Genomic DNA, 18,997 nt, shown 5'->3' with positions numbered 1-18,997 from the left:
CTGTTAGGCTGGGAACGGACCATGAATCTGTTCGATATCCCCGCCGAGCTGCCCTTCCTGGACTGCCTCGCGGCCGGGGTCCTGGCGCAGCATCGCGACCAGCCGGCGGAGGCGCTGTCTCGCGCCACCATCCTGCTGCCGACGCGCCGTTCCGCCCGTGGGTTGCGCGATGCCTTCCTCGCCCGGGCCGGCGGGCGCGCCCTGTTGCTGCCGCGCATGCGGGCGCTGGCCGGGCTTTCGACCGAGGATGCGGATGAGCTGGCGCTGCCGGCGCTGCTCGACCTGCCGCCGGCCGTGCCGGCGCTGACGCGGCAGGCGGTGCTGACCAGCCTGGTGCTGCGCCTGCCGCCACGCCATGGCGGCCCGACCACGCCGGAACAGGCCTGGGGCCTCGCCGCCGAAATGGCGCGGCTGTTCGACGAGATCGCGCTGGAGGAGAAGGACACCGACCTGCTCGCCGAGGGCAGCCCCGCCGACTTCGCCGAGACCTGGCTGACACGCCTCGAATCCCTGGTGCCGGAAAGCCAGGCCGTCCATTGGCAGATCACCACCACCTTCCTGCGCGGCGTCGCCACCACCTGGGCCGGATGGCTGGAGGAGGCGGGGCTGCTGGATATCGGCCTGCGCCGGGTGCTGGCCCTGCGCGAACAGACCAGGGCGTGGCGGGAGCATCCGCCCGAACATCCGGTGATCGCGGCCGGCATCGGCGTCGGCGGCACCATCCCGGCGGCGGTGGAGCTGATGCGGGTGCTGGCCGGGCTCGACCAGGGCGCGGTGGTGCTGCATGGCGTGGACCGCATCGGCCTGGCGGCGGTGTGGGACGCCATCCGCGCCGCGCCCACCCACCCCTTTTCCAGCCAGGCGCGGCTGTTGGATGCGATGGGGGCGGAGCCGCGGCAGGTGCGCCCCTGGCCCGGCTGTGCCGAGGTGGCGGGCGCCATCCCCGCCGCGCGCCCCCGGCTGCTGGACATGGCGCTGCGCCCGCCGGAGGGGATGGCCGACTGGACCCGCCCCGATCCCACACGCTGGTCCCCCGGCCTCACGGGATTGCAGATTCTCGCCGCGCCGGATGCCCAGGCGGAGGCCGCCGGCATCGCGCTGCTGCTGCGGGAGGCGCTGGAATCGCCCGGCGCCCGCGCCGCGCTGGTGACGCCGGATCGCGACCTGGCGCGGCGCGTCTCGGCGGAGCTGGTGCGCCACGGCATCCGCGCCGATGACAGCGCCGGCCAGCCTTTGGCGCAGACCCCCACCGGCGTCTTCCTGCGCCTGCTGGCGCGCACCGTGGCGGAGGATTTTGCGCCGGTCCCCCTGCTGGCCCTGACAAAGCACCCGCTGGCGGCGGCGGGCATGCCGCGCGCGGCCTTTCTGGACGCCGTGCGTCTGCTGGAACGCCGCGTGCTGCGGGGGCCAAGGCCCTTGGGTGGGTTGGACGGGCTTTCGCAGGCCATCGAGGCCCTGCCCGACGACGACCGCAAGCCGCTGCTGCTTCGGCTGCATGAGGCTTTGGCGGGCGCGCTCGGCGATTTCGCCCTGTCCCACGCGGCGGCCCGGCCGCCCGCCGACCTGCTGGCCGCGCATCTGGCGGCGGCGGAGGCGCTGGCCTCCACGCCGGAGGAGCCGGGTGGGCTGCGGCTCTACGCGGCGCAGGAGGGAGAGGTGCTGGCCAGCCACATGGCCGACCTCGCCCCGGCCCTGCGGCATCTGCCGCCCGTCGATCCGGCCCGCTGGCCGGCGCTGTTCGAGGCCTGCCTGGAAGGCGTCGCCACCTACCAGGTCCGAAAACACGAGACGGCGCATCCCCGCGTCGAAATCCTCGGCCTGCTGGAAGCCCGGCTGCTGACCTTCGACCGGCTGGTGCTCGGCGCGCTGGACGAGACGGTCTGGCCGCTGGCCACCGATCCCGGCCCCTGGATGAGCCGCCCGATGCGCGCGCAATTCGGCCTGCCGGAGCCCGAGGCCCGCATCGGCCGCGTCTGCACCGACTTCTTCCTGTTCGCCTGCGCGGCGCCGGAGGCCGTGCTGTCCCGCGCCGCGCGGCGCGGCGGGGCGCCGACGGTGCCGGCGCGCTGGCTGACGCGGCTGGAGACCTTTCTGGCCGGCCAGGGCCTGGCGCTGGCCGACAGCGTGGCGGCGCGGCTGGCGGCGGCGCTGGATACGCCGGAGCGTGTCACCCCGATCGGCCGGCCAGCGCCTCGGCCCGCCTTGGCCCTGCGGCCGAAGGAGATTTCGGTGACGGAGGTCGCCACCCTTCTGGCCGACCCCTACGCCTTCCATGCCCGCCGCGTGCTGCGGCTGCGGCGGCTGGACCCGCTGGATGCCGATGTCGGCGCGCTGGACTACGGCATCATCGTCCATGCCGCCCTCGCCCATTTCATCCAGGCCGTCGGCGCCGCCCCCGGCGGCTGGCCGGGGGAGGAGGCGGCACTGGCCGCATGGGGGGAGGCCGCGGCCGCCGCCCTCGCAGCCCAGGGGCCGCGCCCCTCGCTGGCCGCCTTCTGGCGCCCCCGCCTCGCCCGGATCGGTGCCTTCGTGGTGACGCTGGAGGCGGAGATGCGGCGCGACGGCCAGATCGCCCGGAGCTGGACGGAGGTGGAAGGCCGGCTGGAGCTGAAGCGCCCGCGCGGCAGCGTGGCGCTGAAGGCGCGGGCCGACCGGATCGACCGCCTGGGCGACGGCAGCCTGCAGATCCTCGACTACAAGACCGGCACCCTGCCGAAGCCCGACGACCTGGCCGATGGCAGCGCCCCGCAACTGCCGCTGGAAGCCGCTTTGGCCGAGGCCGGCGCCTTCACCGGCCTGCCCGCCGCCACGGTCCGGGCGCTGTCCTACTGGAAGCTCTCGGGCGGCGAGACGGCCGGGGAGGTGAAGGGCATGCTGTCGGAGCCGGAGGATGTCACGGCCCTGGCGGCGCAGGCGCTGGAATCCCTGGGCCGGCTGGTCGACCGTTTCCTGCTGGGCGACGCCGCCTTCCCGGCGAGGCCGCATCCGGGGCGCGCGGCGCGGGGGGGCGACTACGACCACCTGTCGCGGATCGCGGAATGGGCGGATGCGGAGGCCGAGGAAGGATGAGCCTCACTCTCACCGCCCGCCAGGAAGCCGAGCGCGACCAGGAAGCGGCCTCCGACCCCAATGCTTCCGCCTGGGTCGGGGCCTCGGCCGGCTCCGGCAAGACCAAGGTGCTGACCGATCGCGTGCTGCGGCTGCTGCTGGCGCCGGGCACGCGGCCGGGGGCGATTCTCTGCCTGACCTTCACCAAGGCCGCGGCGGCCGAGATGGCGCAGCGCCTCGCGCGCAGCCTGGGCGCCTGGGCGGTGCTGCCGGAAGCCGATCTGGCGTCCCGGCTTGCCGGGCTTCTGGGCCGGGCGCCGGACCGCCGCGACCTGGATGCGGCGCGGGGTCTCTTCGCGCGGGTGCTGGACCTGCCGGGCGGCATGCGCATCAGCACCATCCACGCCTTCTGCCAGTCCCTGCTGCGTGCCTTCCCGCTGGAAGCCGGCCTCGCCCCCCAATTCGGCGTGGTCGAGGACGCCGATGCCGCCGCCTTGCTGGCGGAGGCGCGGGAGGCGGTGCTGGCCAGCCCCGCCCAGGCCCCGGCGCTGGAGGCCCTGGCCAGCCTGGTGCCGCCGGATGCTTTTGCGCGTCTGGTCGGCGCGCTGGACCGGGACCGGGAAAGGCTGGGCGCGGCCTTGCGCGGCGCCGGCTCCCTGCCCGCGTTGTGCGACGCCATCGGCCGCCATCTCGGCCTGCCGGAGGGGGCGGAGGAACAGGCGCTGGTCAGCGCCGGGGCGCAGATGGTGGAGGAACAGGCGGTGGTCGCCGCCCGGCTGCTGCAGGGCAGCCGCAACGCCAATGACCGGGCGCGCGGCGACCGGCTGCTGGCCTGGCTGGAGCTGCCCCCCGCCACCCGCGCCGCCCGCTGGTCCGACTGGGTGGAATGCCTGCTGACGCTGGAAGGCACGCCGCGCGCCCGCATGGCGACCAAGGATGTCGGCCCGCGCCAGGCCGAATGCGCCGAAATCCTGCGGCGTGAGGGCGAACGTGTCGCCGCCGTGGAGGGCAGCCGCAGGGCGGGCCGTCTGCTGGCGGCGACCCGCGCTTTGCTCAGCCTCGGCGCCCCGGTGCTGGAGGGCTATCGCGCCCGCAAGCAGGCACGCGGGCTGATGGATTACGACGACCTGATCCTCGCCGCGCGGCAGGTGCTGCGCGACCCGGGCAGCGCCTGGGTGCTGTTCAAGCTGGATGGCGGGCTGGACCATGTGCTGCTGGACGAGGCGCAGGACAGCAACCCGGCGCAATGGGGCATCGCCGCCGCGCTGACCGAGGAATTCTTCGCCGGCGACGGCGCCGAACGGCGCAGCGAGGCGCCGCGCACCATCTTCGCGGTGGGCGACGTGAAGCAGTCCATCTATGGCTTCCAGGGCGCCGACGCCGCCGGCTTCGGCCGCTGGAAGCGGCATTTTGCGGAAAGGTTGGCGACGCGCGGGGCGAAGCTGCGGGACGTGCAGCTTCAGGTCTCCTTCCGCTCCACCGCGCCGGTGCTGGCCCTGGTCGATGCCGTCTTCGCCGAGGGCGCGGCGCGGGAAGGTGTGGTGGCGGAGGGGGAGGGGGAGGTGCTGCGTCACCGCCCCGACCGCATCGGCCAGGCCGGCTGCGTCGAGCTCTGGCCCGTGCTGAACGGCACGGAGACGGAGCCGCCGCCGCCCTGGGAGGTCCCCGAGACCCCCGCCGCCGCGACCGGCGCCGATGCGCAACTGGCGGAGGCGATCGCCGCCCGCATCGCCACCTGGCTGCGGGATGGCGAAATGCTGCCCAGCCGGGGACGGCCGATGCAGGCCGGCGATATCCTGGTGCTGGTCCGCAAGCGTTCCGGCGGGTTGCTGCCGCGGCTGGTACGGGCGTTGAAGGAGCGCGGCGTGAAGGTGGGCGGCACCGACCGCATCCGGCTGGTCGAGCAGATCGCCGTGCAGGATCTGCTCGCGCTGGCGGATGCGCTGTTGCTGCCGGAGGATGATTTGCAGCTGGCGGCGGCGCTGAAATCACCCCTGGTCGGGCTGGATGACGACCAACTTTTGGCACTTGCGGCGGGCCGGGAGGGCAGTCTTTGGCGGCAGTTCGCGATGGCGCGCGGGCAGGCGACGCCGGAGGGCCGGGCGGCCGATTTCCTCGCCGGCCTGATGTCCCGCGCCGATGTCATCACCCCGCATGCGCTCTTCGCCGAAATCCTGGGCGAGCATCGCGGCCGCCAAAAACTGCTGGCGCGGCTGGGGCCGGATGCGGCGGATCCGGTGGATGAATTCCTGAACGCCGCGCTGGACCATGGCAGCCGCCACCCACCCAGCCTGCAGGGCTTCGTCGAATGGCTGCGGCGCGGCGGGGCGGTGGTGAAGCGGGAACAGGAAGCGGCCGGCGACGCCGTGCGGATCATGACCGTGCATGGCGCCAAGGGCCTGCAGGCCCCGGTGGTGATCCTGCCGGACACGGTGGGCAGCGGCCGCGACAGCACGGAGGTGCGGTGGGTGGAATCGGAGGCCTCGCCGCCCCTGCCCCTCTGGGCGCCCAACAAGGACCACCACGCCCCCGCCTTCACCGCCTTGCTGGCGGAGGAAAAGGCGGCGCGGGCGGCGGAGGAACACCGGCTGCTCTATGTCGCCTTGACCCGGGCGGAGGACCGGCTGCTGGTCTGTGGCTGGCAGCGCCGCCGCCCCAAGACCCGCGACCTGCCGGAAGGCTGCTGGTACGACCTCATCGCCCAGGGTTTCGGGCGGCTCGACGCGGCCGAACTGCCTCTGGGCGATTTCGGCGCCCCGGCCGATTGCGGTTTTGCCGGCACCACGCTGCGCCGGGCGGAAACGCCGCAGGAGGCGCCGCCCCGGCCGGATGGGCGCGACGCGCCGCCGCCCGCCGCCGCCGACCTGCCCGAATGGGCCCGCCGCCCGGCGCCGCTGGAGGTGGTGGTGGATGCGCTCGCCCCCTCCGCCGTGCCCGGGGAGAATGCCGAGGGTCCCGCCGCCGCGCCGCATGGCGTCGCCGACCCCACGGGCCAGCGTTTCCGCCGCGGCCGGCTGGTGCATGCCCTGTTGCAGCACCTGCCCGACCGCCCAGCCGCCGAGCGGGAAGCGGCGGCCCGCGGCTTTCTCGCCCGGCGCGGCCAGGGGCTGGCAGCGGAGGAGCAGGCGGCGACGCTCGCAGAGGTGATGGCGCTGCTGTCCGCGCCGGAATTCGCCGAGGCCTTCGGCCCCGATGCCCTGGCGGAGGCGCCGATCGCCGGGCGGGTGGGTGACCGGCTGGTCAGCGGCCAGGTGGACCGGCTGCTGGTGACGCCCGGTCGCGTGCTGGTGCTGGACTACAAGACCAACCGCCCACCGCCGGCGGAGGCCGCGCAGGTGCCCGCGCTGTATCTGCGCCAGATGGCCGCCTACCGCGCCGTTTTGGCCCAGGCCTTCCCCGATCGGCCGGTGGAATGCGCCCTGGTCTGGACTTTCGGGGCACGCCTCATGCAACTGCCAAAGGGGCTTCTGGACCAGCATGCGCCGGGCGCATGACGGCCTGCGCCCAGCGCAACATGGCCCTTGCTTGACCCGGCCCCTCCCCGCCACGATCTTGCCTTCAAAGCGCCAGCCCCCCGCGAGGCGCCCGGAGACTCCCGATGAGCGAATTCACCAAGGCTGTCACCGATGACAGCTTCAAGCAGGACGTGCTGGAAGCCTCCGGCCCCGTCCTGGTCGATTTCTGGGCCGAATGGTGCGGCCCCTGCCGCATGGTGGCCCCGATCCTGGACGAGATCGCCCAGGAATATGCCGGCAAGCTGACCATCGCGAAGGTCAACATCGACGACAACCCGATGACGCCGAACGATTATTCGGTGCGCGGCATCCCCACCATGATCCTGTTCAAGGATGGCAAGCCGGTGGACACCAAGGTCGGCGCCCTGCCGCGCAGCGCGCTGAAGGACTGGGTCGCCACCAAGCTGGCGTGATCGGGCTGGCGGTGGGCCGCGAACGCCTTACATCGGCGTCATGATCCACCGTCTCCTCCCCCTCGCTTTCGCCGCCCTTCTCCCCCTGTCCGCCTGGGCGCAGGAGGGTGAAGTGGTTCGTTCGGAGCACGCCAGCTTCCGCCTGACCACCTTCGCCACCGGCCTGGAACGCCCCTGGGGCGCCGCGCTACTGCCGGATGGGCGGCTGCTGGTGACGGAACGCCCCGGCCGGCTGCGCATCGTCGGCCGCGACGGCAGCCTGTCCCCGCCCCTGCCGGGGGTGCCGGAGGTGGAGGCCGCGAGCCAGGGCGGGTTGCTCGACGTGGAACTCGGCCCGGATTTCGAGACCAGCCGCGAAATCTTCCTCTGCCAGGCCATGCTGGTGCAGGGCGGCGCCCTGACCCGGCTGGTGCGTGCCCGGCTGGGTGAGCAAGGGCTGGAGGCGGTGACGCCGATCCTGGATGCGACGCCGGCGCAATCCTCCGGCCGCCAGCATTACGGCTGCCGCATCGCCTTCGGCCCGGATGGGCGGCTGTATCTGTCCACCGGTGACCGCAATGTGGACCGCATGCGGGCGCAGCGGCTGGACGACCTGGCGGGCAAGGTGCTGCGGGTGGACCGCGAGGGCCGCCCCCAGCCGGACAACCCCTTTGTCAATCGCGCCGGCGCGCGGGCGGAGGTCTTCACCTATGGCCACCGGCATCCCCAGGGCCTGGCCTTCAACCCCTGGACCGGCAGCCTGTGGTCGCTGGAACACGGCCCGCGCGGCGGGGATGAGGCGAACATCATCCGTGCCGGACGCAACTACGGCTGGCCGTTGGTGACGCATGGCGTGAACTACAGTGGCACCGGCATCAGCGACCGAACCTCGGCGCCGGGGATGGAGGACCCGATCCGGGTCTGGACCCCGGTCATCAGCCCCTCCGGCATCGCCTTCTATGATGCGGCGGCCTTCCCCGAATGGCGGCGCAGCCTGTTCGTCGCCGCGCTGAACCAGCCGGGCCTGGTGCGGCTGACCACCGATGGCGACCGGATCACCGGAGAGGAACGGCTGCTGTTCGACCGCCGCATCCGCATGCGGGATGTGCTGGTGGCACAGGATGGCGCCGTTCTGGTCCTGACCGATGAGGCGCGCGGTCGCATCCTGCGGCTGGCGCCGGGCTGACCGCGCCGCGCATATCAGCTGTATTCATGGTCTTCACCACAGACGCCGGGCGCGTATGCTTCGTTGAGAGCATCGAAGCAACCCCGGCCTGAGCATCCCGGGGCTCCGCCGAACCGAGGAGAGCCGTGCATGCAGATCACCAGGCGACTGGCGCTGGCGGGCGCCGGCATCACCCTCCTCGGCACAACCCCCCGCGCCCGGGCGCAGGCGGCGCCCTTCCGCTTCATCGTCAATGTCGGGCTTCAGAACCTCGACCCGATCTCCAGCCCCAGCTTCGTCACCCGGAATTTCGCGTACCTTGTCTTCGACACGCTGGTCTCGATGGACAGCCGGGGCGACTACAAGCCGCAGATGCTGCAGGGCTGGGAGGTCAGCGCGGATCGCCTGACCTGGACCTTCGCGCTGCGCCCCGGCCTCGCCTTCCATGACGGCAGTCCGGTGACGGCGGAGGATTGCGTCGCCTCGCTCAAGCGCTGGGGTGGTCGCGATTCCATCGGCCGCCGCCTGATGGCCTCCACCGAAAGCCTCACCGCGACCGATGCGCGGCACTTCGTGCTGAAACTGGCAAAGCCCTTTGGCGGCGTGCTGGAGGCGCTCGGAAAGCCTTCCGTGCATGTGCCCTTCATCATGCCGGCCCGCATCGCCAATGGCACGCCACCGTCGCAGCAGGTGCCGGAGATCATGGGTTCCGGCCCCTTCATCTTCCAGCGCGCCGGCTGGATACCCGGGGAGCGTGCGAGCTTCATCCGCAACCCGCGCTACGTGCCGCGCGACGAACCGGCCGATGGGCTGGCCGGCGGCAAGGTGGCGAAGCTCGACCATGTCGAGATGGGCACCATGGCCGACCCCGGCCTGCGCGTCGCGGCGCTCCAGACCGGGGAGGTGGACTATCTGGAATACGCCCCGGTCGACTACCTGCCACGGCTGCGCAGCAATCGCGCGATGAAGATCGCCGAGGCCGGCGGCCAGGCGACGCTGATGTATTGCGCCAGCCTCAACCACTACCTGCCGCCCTTCGACAATGTGCTGGTGCGCCGCGCCGTGCAGCAGGCGCTGGACCGGACGGAGGTGCTGGCGGGCGCGGGCTTCGGCGAGGGCCTGGGCCAGCCGGATTGCGCCAGCCTGTTCATGTGCGGCGCGCCCTATTCCAGCACCAATGGCAGCGAGCTGATCGCCCAGCCCAGCCTCGATCGCGCCAAGGCCCTGTTGCAGCAGGCCGGCTACACCAACCAGCGCGTGGTGCTGCTGCACCCGGCGGACAGCCCGCTGCTGAACCCCTATGGGCTGGTGATGATCGACCGGCTGAAGCGGGCCGGCTTCAACCTGGATGTCCAGGCCAGCGACTGGGCCTCCATCGCGCAGCGCTGGGTGCAGCGCCAGCCGCTGGACCAGGGCGGCTGGAACATCGTGCCGGTGGTCTATACCGGCTTCGACCTGGCCAATCCGCTGTCCAACATGGGCGTCGGCTTCAACTGCACCGACAACCAGCCCTGGGGCTATTGCGACGCGGCGATGTCCCCGGTGCTGCAGCAGTTCGAGGCGGAGAGCGACCCGGCGCGGCGGCGGGAGCTGGCCGGGCAGTTGCAGAAACTGTCCTTCGAGGCCGCCACCTTCCCCATCGCCGGCCAGTTCCGCAGCCCGGCGGTCTGGCGCAGCGAGCTGCGCGGCGTGATCGATTTCGGCTTCCCGGTGATCTGGAACATCGAGAAGCCGGCGCGCTGAACGGCACGGCTTGATCCGGCGCAAGCCAGGGCCGGCGGAAATGGCGCAGGATGGCCCTCGCCAGCCATCCTGACCGAGGACAAGCCAGCCCATGCGCCGACATCTGTTGCTGATCTGGGCTATGGCCGGGCTGTCGGTGGGCGCCGGGCTGCTGCTGGCCGGGCGGGGCGACCTGGCGCCCTGGGCCTTCGGCCTCACCTGCCTGCCGGTCGCCCTGCATGTCGCGCTGAACCTGGCACGGGCGCTGCTGGGCGGGCGGCTCGGCGTGGATGTGGTGGCGCTGGCGGCCATGCTCGGCGCGCTGGCCGTGGGGGAAGCGGCCGCGGCCGCCGTCATCGCGCTGATGGTGGCGGGTGGCGAGGCGCTGGAGGAATGGGCGCAGGGCCGGGCGCGGGATGCCCTGACCAGCCTGATGGCCCGCGCGCCCCGCCTGGCCCTGCGGCTGGAGGGGGAGGCGGTGGCGGAGGTGCCCGTCGCCGAGATCCGCCCCGGCGACCTTCTGCTGATCCGCCCCGGCGCCCAGATTCCGGCCGATGGGCGGCTGGAGGGTGATGCCGCCACCCTCGATGAAAGCGCCCTGACCGGGGAGGCGCTGCCCGTCTCCCTCGCCCCCGGCGCCGCTTTGCGCAGCGGCGCGGTGAATGCCGGCGCCGCCTTCCGCATGCGGGCCGGGCAATCCGCCGAAGCCAGCACCTATGCCGCCATCATCCGCCTGACCCGGCAGGCGGCGGAGGCGCGCGCGCCGCTGGCCCGGCTGGCGGATCGCTGGGCGCTGGGCTTCACCGCCGCCACGGCGCTGCTGGCCGGCGGCGCCTGGATGTTTTCGGGCGATCCGCTGCGGGCGGTGGCGGTGCTGGTGGTGGCGACGCCTTGCCCGCTGATCCTGGCCGCACCGGTGGCGCTGATGGCCGGCATCGGCCGGGCGGCGCGGCGCGGCATCGTGGTGAAGGGCGGCGGCGCGCTGGAGAGGCTGGCGCGGCTGCGCACGGTGGTCTTCGACAAGACCGGCACACTGACGCCCGGCCAGCCGCGCCTCGCCGCGATGGATGCCGATCCGGCGCTGGGGCGGGAGGCCGGGCTGCGGCTGGCGGCGGCGCTGGCCCAGGGCTCCACCCATCCGGTCTCCGCCGCCCTGGTCGCCGCCGCCGCCGCGCGCGGACTGGTGCTGCCGGTGCCGGACCGGGTGGAGGAGGTGGCGGGCGGCGGCCTGTCCGGCCAGGTGGAGGGCCAGGCGCTGCTGCTGGGCTCGGAGGGGTTCCTGCGCGACCAGGGTATCGCCCCACAGCCGGGCTTCGGCCTGACCGCGGAGGTCGCGGCGGCGGCGGGCTCGGTCGCCTGGCTGGCGGTGGAAGGCCGCATGGCGGCGGCCTTCGTCATGGCCGATGGGCTGCGCCAGGATGCGCCGCGCGCGGTGCGCCGGCTGCGCGCCCTGGGCATCACCCGCATCGTCCTACTGAGCGGGGACCGGGAGGCCGCGGTGGCGCCGATCGGCCGGGCGCTGCGGCTGGATGCGGTGCTGGCGGAGCAGTCGCCGGAACAGAAGCTCGCCGCCATCCGCGCGGAAGTGGGCGCGGCGCCCACCGCCATGGTCGGCGATGGCGTGAATGACGCGCCGGCCCTCGCCGCGGCCGATGTCGGCATCGCCATGGGCGCCGCCGGCACCGCGGCGGCGGCGGAGGCCGGCGATGTGGTGCTGCTGGTGGACCGCGTCGACCGGGTGGCGGAGGCGGTGGCGATCGCCCGCCGGTCGCGGGCCATCGCGCTGCGCGCCATCTGGCTCGGCATGGCGCTGTCCGGCCTCGCCATGGGCTTCGCCGCCGCCGGGCTGCTGCCGCCTTTGGCCGGCGCCCTGGTGCAGGAGGCGATCGACGTCGCCGCGATTCTCTATGCCCTGACCGCCCTGCGCCCGGGACGGGAGGATGCGGCGCCGGCCGTCCTGCCGGAAGCCGCCGGTCTGGTGGCGCGGCATGGCGAACATGCCGGGCTGCGCCAGTTGGCGGAGGCGCTGGGCGCCGCCGCGACCAGGCCCGACCTGCCCGTGCTCGCGGCGCTGGAAGCCCGGCTGCGCGCCGAATTGCTGCCGCATCAGCGGGCGGAGGAACAGACCCTGTATCCTGAAGCCGCGCGGCTGCTCGGCGGCCAGGACCCGATGGCGCCGCTGATCCGCATGCATGCCGAGATCGAGACCCTGGCCGAGCGCCTCGCCACCCTGCTGCGCCACGCCGCGACGGCGGGGGTGGCGGCGGGGGAGGCGGAGCTGCGCCGGACCCTCTTCGCGCTGGAGGCGCTGCTGCGCCTGCACCTGGCGGTGGAGGAGGAGGTGCTGGCGGGGCTGGATGCGCCGGAGAAGTCGGGGCGCTAGGCCTGACGGCGGCGCAGCATCCGCGCCGCCTCCCGCAGGTCCATCCCCCCCAGAAGCTGGGCGCTGCCGAAATAGGTGACGAGCCCAGCGGCGATCAGCGCCGCCAGCGCCAGGAAACGCGGCAGCGTGCCATCCAGCGGGAACAGCACGGCGGCCATCGCCCACAGGACCACGCCCATGACCACCCCCGCCGCCAGCAGCCGCGGCGCCCGCCGGCGCAGCCGCCGGTCCAGCAGCAATTGCCGCCGCCGGGTCAGCAGCACCGCCAGGATCGCCACATTCACCCAGGCGGCGATGGAGGTGGCCAGCGCGATGCCGACATGGGCCAGGAAGGGGATCAGCGCCAGATTCAGCGCGAGGTTCAGCACCACCACCACCAGCCCCACCTTCACCGGTGTCGCCGTATCGCCCCGCGCGAAGAAGCCGGGCGTCAGCGCCTTCACCAGCACGAAGGCCGGCAGGCCGATGGCGCCGGCCACCAGCGCCCCGGCAGTGGCCGCAGTGGCCGCGGCATCGAACCGGCCGCGCTCGAACAGGGCCATGATGATCGGCGTGGCGGTGACGGCGATGGCCAGCGCCGCCGGCAGGGCGAAGGCCAGGGACAGTTCGATGGCGCGGTTCTGGCTGCGATGCGCCGCCAGCGCCTTGCCGGTGCGGAGCTGCCGCGCCAGCAGCGGCAGCAGCGCCGTGCCCACCGCCGCGCCGATGACGCCGAGCGGCAATTGCGCCACCCGGTCGGCATAATACAGGTAGCTGACAGCCCCGGCCGGCAGCAGGGAGGCGAGCACCACGTCGATGGCGAGGTTCAACTGCGTCACCCCCGCGCCGAACAGCCCCGGCACCATCCGCCGCAGCACCGCCCGCACATCCGGCGTCAGCACCGGCCGCGACAGCGGATTGATCGCCATCCCCGCCTGCCGCACCGCCACCAGCAGCAGGCCGAGCTGCAGCACGCCCGATGCCACGACACCCCAGGACAGGGCATGGCCCGGCGTCGCCACGAAAGGCGTCAGGCCGAGCAGGGCCGCCATCGCCGTGACGTTGAACAGCACCGGCGTGGCCGCCGCCGCGCCGAAGCGGTTCATGCCGTTCAGCACGCCGGAAACCAGCGCGGCCAGGCAGATGAACAGCAGGTAGGGGAAGGTGATCCGCGTCATCTCCACCGCGAGATCCAGCCTTTCCCCCGAAAAGCCCGGCGCCAGCACAAACAGCAATTGCGGCATGAAGACCATGCCGAGGATCACCAGGAAGGCCAGCCAGATCGACATCAGCCCGGCCAGCGAATTGGCCAGCGCCCGCGCCCTGGCCGGCCCGTCCAGCGCGAAGCTGCCGGCGAAGGCGGGCACGAAGGCGGCATTGAAGGCCCCCTCCCCGAACAGCCGCCGGAACAGGTTGGGCAGCTTGAGGGCGATGAAGAAGGCATCGGCCACCGGCCCGGCGCCGAGGCGCGACGCGATCAGCATGTCCCGGGCGAAGCCGAGGATGCGGCTCGCCATGGTCCAGCCGCCGACGGTGAAGACGCTGCGTAGCATCCGGCCTGTGTAGGCCGGAACAGGGCCGGTGCAAGTGCTTGCCCCGCCGCCACCGGGCGCCTAGGTGAAGGGCCAGCGATTCCGACCCACTTCGCGCGAGTCAGACAGTCGATCCATGAGCGATACCCAGGACACGCCAACCCCCGCCGAGACCCCGGCCGAAGCCGCCACCGAGGCCGCGCCGCCGCAAAGCGATGCCGAGCGCATCGCCGCGCTGGAGGCGGAGCTGGGCCAGATGCGGGAGAAGTGGCTGCGGGCCGAGGCCGAGATGCAGAACCTCCGCAGCCGCACCAAGCGCGAGATCGAGGATTCGCGGCTCTATGCCGTGCAGAAATTCGCCCGCGACGTGGTCGAGACCGCCGAGAACCTCCGCCGTGGCCTGGACAGCCTGCCCCCCGCCACCGAGGACGAGCCGGAACTGATCGGCAAGATGCGCGGCGGCTTCGAGGGTGTGGAGCGCGCCTTCGTCACCATGCTGGAACGCCATGGCGTGGCGAAGCTCGACGCCCAGGGCCAGCCCTTCGACCCGGAACTGCACCAGGCGATGGCGGAGCAGCCGGCGCCGGAGGGCATGGAGCCCGGTACCGTGATCCAGGCCTGGACGCCCGCCTGGACCCTGCATGGCCGCCTGCTGAAGCCGGCCATGGTGGTGGTTGCGGGCAAATAGGCTGATCCTGTCGTCGATGAAGTAGGACCCTCCGCAACCAAGTCCGGATTGTGGCGTTGCCCGCGTGTGAATTTGACGTAACGCGCGGGGATCAGCCATGGAACAGTCGGATCGGGTAGCGACGGCGCCGCCGTCGCGCGGCTGGTTCTATCTGCATCGCGGGCTGCTGCTGCTGCTGGGGCTGCTCGGCCTCGGCCAGGCTGTCCTGGGCGGCTGGCTGCTGACCCTGGGTGGCACGCCCATGCATCTGGTCTGCGGCCTGCTGCTGCTGGTTGCCGCCTGGCTCGGCTTCCGCGCCTCCGGCCGGGCCGAGGCATGGGGGGCCGGCCTCGCGGCGGTCATCGCCATCGGCTGGGCGGTGGCGGAAATCGCCGGCAAGGGCTGGATGCCAAGCTGGATCATCGATTTCGCCAGCCGCGTGGCCCTGGTGCTGGTGTTGCTGGCGGCAGTGCTCGCAGCCTCCGCCATGGCGCGGCACCGGCCAGGTCATTGGGCGCGCAGGGCCGTGGGCGGCGCCCTGGCGATCTGCCTCCTGCTGGTCGGCGGGCTGGTCGCCCTGCTGTGGGAACGACCGGAGGACCCGGCCCGGACGGCCGTTCGCACGCCCCTGCCTGCCAATACGGCGGAGGTCACCAACACGGCGGAAAACTGGCGCGCCTATGCCGGGTCGAATCTCGGCCGCCACTACTCCCCGGCCGCGCAGATCACCCCGGCCAATGTGCACCAGTTGCAGGAAGCCTGGAGCCACCGTTCCGGCGATACCGCGCCGAATGACCGCGTTTTCTATTCCTCCCAGAACACGCCGCTGAAGGTCGGCGACTCGCTGTATTTCTGCTCCAGCAGCGCCCAGGTCTTCGCCCTGGACCCCGCCACCGGGGAGCAGCGCTGGCACTACGACCCCGCCACCCCGGCCGGCGCCATGGAATCGCTGTTCAGCGTCGCCTGCCGCGCCGTCGGCCATCACGGCGCGCCGGGCGAGGCCGCCTGCAGCGAGCGCATCTTCGCCGCCACGGCGGATGGCCGGCTGATCGCGCTGGATGCGCGGCTGGGGCAGCCCTGCGAGGGCTTCGGCACCGCCGGTGTCGTCGATCTGACGGAGGGGATGGGGCTGCGCGATCCGGGCTTCGCCTCCAACACCTCCGGCCCCGCGGTGGTCGGCGATTTCATCATCATCGGCCAGCAGGTCAGCGACAATCAGCGGCGCGATTCCCCCTCCGGCGTCGTGCGCGCCTATGACGCGCGCAGCGGCGCGCTGGCCTGGGCCTGGGACGCGCATCGCCCCGATGCGCAGGCCCCGCTGGCGCCGGGCGAGATCTATCCGCGCGGCACGCCGAATGTGTGGAATGTGATCTCGGCCGATGAATCGCTCGGCCTGGTATTCCTCGGCACCGGCAATTCCGGCGCCGACCATTGGGGCGGCGACCGCACCGAGGCGGAGGACCGCTTCACCTCCGCCATCGTCGCGGTGGAGCTGGCAACCGGCGCCACCCGCTGGTCCTACGCCACGGTCCAGCACGACCTGTGGGACTACGACATCGGCGCGCAGCCCACGGTGCTCGACATCCCGATCGAAGGGCAGTTGCGCCGCGCCGTGCTGCTCGGCACCAAGACCGGATCGCTGTTCCTGTTCGACGCCGCGACCGGGGAGGCGCTGCGCCCGATCGAGCAGCGCCCCGCGCCGCAGGGCGCGACCTTGAGTGCCGAGCGCCTGTCGCCAACCCAGCCGCAATCCACCTTCTACCCGAATTTCGCCGCCCATCCGGGCCCGGAGCCGGAGCGGATCGATGCGCGCCACACCTTCGGCATCTCGCCGCTGGATGCCGCCTGGTGCCGCATCCAGTTCCACCAGATGCGCTATGAGGGCATCTACACGCCGCCGGTCGCCGGCGAACACGGCATGCTGCTGTTCCCCGGCACCATCGGCGGCATCAACTGGGGCGGCGTCGGCGTGGACAACGGCCGGCTGATCGCCATCACCAACCACAGCCGGCTGCCGAACCATGTGGTGATGGTGCCCCGCGCCGAGGTCACCGACGTCGCCGTGGGCGATGGCGGGGCGCGGCCGGACCAGGAGGTGGCACCGCAGGCCAACACCCCCTACGGCGTCAAGCGGCCGATCTGGTTCTCGCCGCTCGACATGCCCTGCATCGCGCCGCCCTGGGGCTATCTGGCGGCGACCGATCTCGCCTCCGGTGAGTTGTTGTGGTCGCGGCCGCTGGGCACGGCCTTCGACACCGGGCCGCTCGGGACGCCGCTGCGCCTGCGTATCCAGGTCGGAACGCCGAACATCGGCGGCCCGCTACTGACCGCCAGCGGCCTGACCTTCATCGCCGCCGCGCAGGACAATTATCTGCGCGCCTTCCAGACCGAGACGGGCCGCCTGCTCTGGACCGCGCGGCTGCCGGCGGGCGGCCAGGCTTCGCCGATGACCTATGTGCATGAGGGACGGCAGTATGTGGCCATGGTCGCCACCGGCCATTCCCGGCTGGAAACGACGACGGGCGACCACCTGGTGGTCTATGCGCTGGCGGAGCGGTAGGGATGCAGCCGGCCTCGCCGCAGCAGCAGCCAGGCCATGATCGTAAGGTTCATCGCATTCCAGGCGATGCCGTTCAGGAAGGCCATGGCGTAGCTGCCGGTCCAGTCGAAGACGAGGCCGGATAGCCAGCCACCCAGCGCCATGCCGAGCAGGGTCGCCATCAGCACGATGCCGACCCGCGTGCCGGCCTGGCGGGCCGGGAAATACTCCCGCACCACCACCGCGTAGCTCGGCACGATGCCGCCCTGGAACAGGCCGAACAGGGCGGAGATCAGGTACAGCGACACCAGGCTGTCGAAGAACAGGTAGAAGGCCAGCGCCACCGCCTGCAGCAGCGACCCCAGCAGCAGCGTCGCCAGCCCGCCGATCCGGTCGGCGATGAAGCCCGATGCGATGCGGGAGACGATGCCGCAGGCCAGCATCAGGGACAGCATCTCCGTCCCCCGCGCCACGCCGTAGCCGAGGTCGCCGCAATAGGCGACGATATGTACCTGCGGCATCGCCATGGCGACGCAGCAGCCCACCCCGGCGATGCAGAGCAGCGCCGTCAGCACATTCGGCCGCAGCCCGAGCGGCCGTGCATCGGCCGGCGGCGGCGCCCCCGCCGCGCGCGGCGCGATGCGCGGCATCGGCGCGCGGATGCGCAGCAGCAGGGACAGGGGCAGCATGGTGACCAGCAGCGCGAGCCCCACCAGCAGATGCGCCGTCCTCCAGCCCTGCGCCACGATCAGCGCCTGGAGGATCGGCGGCCAGACCGTGCCGGCCAGGTAGTTGCCGGACGCCGCCAGCGCCACGGCGATGCCGCGCCTTCGCCGGAACCACAGCGAGGCGTCGGCCATCAGTGGCCCAAAGGCGGCCGAGGATCCCAGCCCGCCGATCAGCACCCCCTGCGCCAGGGCGAAGGCCGTCAGGCTGCCGGCCATCGAGGCGAGCACATAGCCGGCGGAGAGCATCACCGTGCCGAACAGCACCGGCACCATGATGCCGAAGCGGTCCGCCAGACGGCCCATCAGGATGCCGCCGCCGGCGAAGCCGATCATGGTCAGGGTATAGGGCAGCGAGGCCTCGGCCCGCGTCGCCCCGAATTCCGCCTGCACATATGGCAGTGCCACCACCACGGTCCACATGCCGGCGCCGCCCAGCGTCGCCAGGCCTACGATCGCCGCCAGGCGGATCCAGGCCTGGCGGCTGTCGATCAGCGCCTCCGCCGGGTCCGGCGACTCGGCTGGTGTCACGCCTCGGTTCCGAAGGTGACGAAGTCGGCCAGCGGCGCGCGCTCCGTCACCAGGCGGTTCACCGCGACATCGGGGTCCGCGACGCCCAGCGACATGCCGCAGACCAGCATCTGGTCGTCACGCAGGCCGAGCACCCGGCGGACGATGTCATGGTGGTCGCACCAGGCGGCCTGCGGGCAGGTGTCCAGCCCCAGCCCGCGCGCCGCCAGCATGATGGATTGCAGGAACATGCCGTAATCCAGCCAGGATCCCTGTTCCATGTCCCGGTCGATGGTGAAGAACAGGCCGACCGGGGCGTCGAAGAAGTCGAAGTTCCGCAACCGCTGCGCCTGCCCCGCCGCCTTGTCGCCGCGCGCCACCCCCGCCAATTCATAAAGTCCGAAGCCGCAGGCGCGGCGCCGTGCCTGATAGGGTTCGCGCCACTGCCGCGGATAGTAGTGGTATTCCCGGGGCACCATCGCGCCGGCCAGATGCGCCGCGCGCACCTCCGCCGTCAGCCGCGCCTGCTCCGCCCCCTGCGTCACCCGCACATGCCAGGGCTGGATATTGGAGCCGGAGGGGGCGCGGGCGGCGGCTTCCAGCAGCCGTTCCAGCGTGGCGCGCGGCACCGGGTCTGGCCGGAAGCCGCGGATGGAGCGGCGGCTGGCCAGGGCCTCGAACACATCCATGTGAGGTTCTGTCCTTCCTCGTACCGCAGGTGGTGGCGTTATCCCCTTGTTCATCCTGCGGCGGTGGTCGGAGTCGCGCAACCCGTTCACGCGTGGGTAATTTTTAGACGATTGTGGGTAAATTATTCATC

Annotated in this window: 11 protein-coding genes; 8 read left to right on the top strand and 3 right to left on the bottom strand. The window is 72.5% G+C overall.

The window, feature by feature from the left end; translation table 11 throughout:
* The first annotated feature begins 21 nt into the window (after positions 1-21).
* The 6 genes from addB to JJQ90_RS21050 all read left to right on the top strand — a co-directional run bounded on the left by addB (position 22) and on the right by JJQ90_RS21050 (position 12,225).
* Positions 22-3,069, top strand: a complete 3,048-nt coding sequence (addB, locus tag JJQ90_RS21075) for a double-strand break repair protein AddB (RefSeq protein ID WP_216878246.1) — start codon at positions 22-24, stop codon at positions 3,067-3,069.
* A complete protein-coding gene (gene addA, locus JJQ90_RS21070) occupies positions 3,066-6,542 on the top strand; it encodes a double-strand break repair helicase AddA (RefSeq protein ID WP_216878245.1) in 3,477 nt (1,158 codons plus the stop codon). The genes addB and addA overlap by 4 nt, the downstream gene beginning before the upstream one ends.
* A 104-nt stretch (positions 6,543-6,646) precedes the next feature.
* Positions 6,647-6,976, top strand: a complete 330-nt coding sequence (trxA, locus tag JJQ90_RS21065; protein WP_216878244.1) for a thioredoxin TrxA — start codon at positions 6,647-6,649, stop codon at positions 6,974-6,976.
* 112 nt (positions 6,977-7,088) lie between these two features.
* Positions 7,089-8,141 carry a PQQ-dependent sugar dehydrogenase gene (locus JJQ90_RS21060; protein WP_329959492.1) on the top strand — a complete coding sequence of 351 codons (1,053 nt, stop codon included), beginning with the start codon at positions 7,089-7,091 and terminating at the stop codon, positions 8,139-8,141.
* Between the two features lie 129 nt (positions 8,142-8,270).
* On the top strand, positions 8,271-9,863 hold the full coding sequence (locus JJQ90_RS21055; protein WP_216878242.1) for an ABC transporter substrate-binding protein: 1,593 nt from the start codon (positions 8,271-8,273) through the stop codon (positions 9,861-9,863).
* A gap of 91 nt (positions 9,864-9,954) precedes the next feature.
* Positions 9,955-12,225, top strand: a complete 2,271-nt coding sequence (locus JJQ90_RS21050) for a heavy metal translocating P-type ATPase (protein WP_216878241.1) — start codon at positions 9,955-9,957, stop codon at positions 12,223-12,225.
* On the opposite strand, the gene murJ is transcribed toward JJQ90_RS21050, so the two are convergent.
* Positions 12,222-13,757 carry a murein biosynthesis integral membrane protein MurJ gene (gene murJ, locus JJQ90_RS21045; protein ID WP_216878240.1) on the bottom strand — a complete coding sequence of 512 codons (1,536 nt, stop codon included), beginning with the start codon at positions 13,755-13,757 and terminating at the stop codon, positions 12,222-12,224. The two genes, JJQ90_RS21050 and murJ, sit on opposite strands and share 4 nt — an antisense overlap.
* 115 nt (positions 13,758-13,872) lie before the next feature.
* Between murJ and JJQ90_RS21040 the strand changes: the two genes are divergently transcribed.
* Positions 13,873-14,424 carry a nucleotide exchange factor GrpE gene (locus JJQ90_RS21040; RefSeq protein WP_216878239.1) on the top strand — a complete coding sequence of 184 codons (552 nt, stop codon included), beginning with the start codon at positions 13,873-13,875 and terminating at the stop codon, positions 14,422-14,424.
* A gap of 97 nt (positions 14,425-14,521) precedes the next feature.
* Positions 14,522-16,963, top strand: coding sequence for a pyrroloquinoline quinone-dependent dehydrogenase (locus JJQ90_RS21035; RefSeq protein ID WP_216878238.1), 2,442 nt, complete (start codon positions 14,522-14,524; stop codon positions 16,961-16,963).
* Here the strand turns inward: JJQ90_RS21035 and JJQ90_RS21030 are convergent.
* Together JJQ90_RS21030 and JJQ90_RS21025 are read right to left on the bottom strand one after the other, a co-directional pair.
* Positions 16,942-18,198 carry an MFS transporter gene (locus JJQ90_RS21030; RefSeq protein ID WP_329959491.1) on the bottom strand — a complete coding sequence of 419 codons (1,257 nt, stop codon included), beginning with the start codon at positions 18,196-18,198 and terminating at the stop codon, positions 16,942-16,944. The genes JJQ90_RS21035 and JJQ90_RS21030 overlap by 22 nt on opposite strands.
* Positions 18,195-18,866 (bottom strand): nitroreductase, encoded by a 672-nt coding sequence (locus JJQ90_RS21025; protein WP_216878237.1) that lies wholly within the window; start codon positions 18,864-18,866, stop codon positions 18,195-18,197. The genes JJQ90_RS21030 and JJQ90_RS21025 overlap by 4 nt, the downstream gene beginning before the upstream one ends.
* Positions 18,867-18,997: the final 131 nt, after the last annotated feature.

Origin of the sequence: Falsiroseomonas oleicola, assembly GCF_019029495.1 — a bacterium.
In the GTDB taxonomy this organism is placed as follows: Bacteria; Pseudomonadota; Alphaproteobacteria; order Acetobacterales; family Acetobacteraceae; genus Falsiroseomonas; species Falsiroseomonas oleicola.
Note: the sequence above shows the minus strand (reverse complement) of the source record. Positions and strands in the feature narration are given on the sequence as shown.